Annotated in this window: 1 protein-coding gene; it reads left to right on the top strand. The window is 32.5% G+C overall.

Annotated features, from left to right (window positions below):
- Positions 1-90: 90 nt before the first annotated feature.
- Positions 91-2,504, top strand: a 2,414-nt coding sequence (locus AADI82_RS14815; protein ID WP_341217186.1) for a tetratricopeptide repeat protein, incomplete at its 3' end; no start/stop codon positions are given.

The following is a 2,504-nucleotide window of genomic DNA, read 5'->3' as shown; positions in this document are numbered from 1 at the left end:
ATAACTCGGTTTATAATTATGGCACGATTATTACGTTATAAGATTTATATTAAATTATCTTTGATTTTAAATTAAAAAAACGAATCGTTAATGACTAAAAATAATATTGTTTCCCTCTTGGTAGCCATAAGTTTTAGTTTCCAAATCATGGCACAACAGTCTGCCACTTATACAAGTAATTTGGTAGACTATCAAAAAGCCCTTTCATTATTTAATAACCAACAATATCTCGCTGCTCAATCTCTGTTTAGAAGTATTAAAAAAGATACAAAAGAAGAAATCTTGCAGTCCGATTGCGCTTATTACATAGCCAATTGCGCAGTAAGACTTAATCAACAAGCAGCAGATAAGTTGGTAGAAGATTTTGTAAAAGATTACCCAACAAGCACAAAGCGAAACACAGCGTTTGTTGATGTTGCCGATTATTACTTTACAAACGGAAAATATCCGCACGCCAGAAAATGGTATGATAAAGTAAACGAAGACGCTTTAGCCAAAAAAGAAAAAGAAAAATTCAATTTCAATAATGGTTATTCTGCATTTTCAGTTAAACAATATAAGGTAGCAAAAAAGTACTTAACACGTGTTGAAAATTCTCCAGAATACGGTTCGCAAGCTAAATATTATATTGGTTTTATGGCTTATGAAGGTGATGATTACGATAAAGCAAACGAGTATTTCGATCAAGTAAGCGACCAAGAGCGTTATAAAGAAAAGCTGTCGTATTATCAAGCCGACTTACATTTTAAACTTGGTAAATTTGAAAAAGCCATCGAGTTGGCAAAAGACAGACTAGATACAAGTGATGAGGCCGAAGTATCCGAACTTTCAAAAATTATAGGCGAAAGTTATTTTAATTTAGAACAGTATGCCGAGGCTATTCCGTATTTAACTGAATATAAAGGCAAAAAAGGAAAACGAGATAGAAATGCAAAGTGGAATAATACCGATTTTTATCAATTGGGGTATGCCTATTATAAGCAGAAAGATTACGAAAATGCTATTTCGGAATTTAATAAAATTGTTGGTGGTAATAACTCAATCGCTCAAAATGCCTACTATCATTTAGGAGAAAGTTATATTCATTTAGATAAAAAACAACAGGCTTTAAATGCCTTTAGAAATGCGTCGCAAATGAATTTCGATTTAAAAATTCAAGAAGATGCGTGGTTAAATTATGCTAAAATTAGTTACGAAATAGGAAACCCGTACCAGTCTGCACCTCAAGTGTTAGCAGGTTATTTAAATAAATACCCTGAAACACCTTATAAAGAAGAGATTGAAACACTTTTAATTGATTCGTATATTACTTCTAAAAATTATAAAGAAGCACTAAAGTTATTAGAAGGAAAAAAGAGTTTTGAAAATAAGGTTGCTTATCAAAAAGTAGCATTTTACAGAGGTATTGAATTGTATAATGACACACAATATTTGGAGGCAGAATCTCTTTTCGATCAATCTTTAAGCGAACCAAGAGACCCAAAATATACAGCTAGAGCAACCTTTTGGAAAGCTGAAGCGGATTATAATTTAACAAATTATGATGATGCTTTAGTAGGTTTTAAGCAGTTTGATGCCATAAGTAACGCATCAGAAACACCAGAGTATTTTAATATTGATTATAATTTAGGATATACTTACTTCAAGCAAAAAAAATACGATCAATCTACTATTTATTTTAATCAGTTTGCATCTCGTAGAGATGTAGATCGCGTAAGAGCAAACGATGCTTATTTAAGATTAGGCGACGGTTATTTTGTGTTGAGTAAATATAGCAATGCCATAAAAGCATACGAAAAAGCTATTGAAATGAATGAAATCGATTCAGATTATCCGTTTTTTCAAAAAGCAATTAGTGTAGGTTATATTGGTCAGTCTTCTAAAAAAATAAAGGATTTAGAAACGTTTATAGAAACTTACCCAAAGTCAAAACTGCGTGACGATGCGATGTACGAACTTGGAAATTCTTATGTAAAAGAAAATGAAACAGAAAAAGCGATGCAAATGTATGACCGTTTGAGTAGCGAGTACAGAATGAGTTCTTTTGTTTCAAAAGCATTGTTAAGGCAAGGGTTGGTATATTATAATGGTAGTGAAAACGAACAAGCATTAAGCAAGTTTAAAAAAGTAGCCCGAGATTATCCAGGAACACCAGAAGCTGTTCAGTCAGTAGCGACGGCGCGCTTAATTTATATTGATTTAGGTCGTGTAGACGATTATGCACGTTGGGTAAAAACCTTGGATTACGTTGAGGTTACCGATGCCGATTTAGATAATGCGACTTACGAAGCTGCCGAAAAGCAATATTTAGATAATAATACTGATAAGGCTATCAAACAATTTAATGGTTATTTGTATGAATTTCCTAACGGAATACATGCTTTACAGGCTCATTTTTACGTAGCTCAATTATATTACAAAAAAGATTTACTAGCTAATGCAGCACCACATTATAAATATATTGTTGAAGCATCGCAAAGCGAATATACCGAAGAAGCTTTATC

The organism is uncultured Wocania sp. (assembly GCF_964021735.1).
Taxonomy (GTDB): domain Bacteria; phylum Bacteroidota; class Bacteroidia; order Flavobacteriales; family Flavobacteriaceae; genus Wocania_A.
Note: the sequence above shows the minus strand (reverse complement) of the source record. Positions and strands in the feature narration are given on the sequence as shown.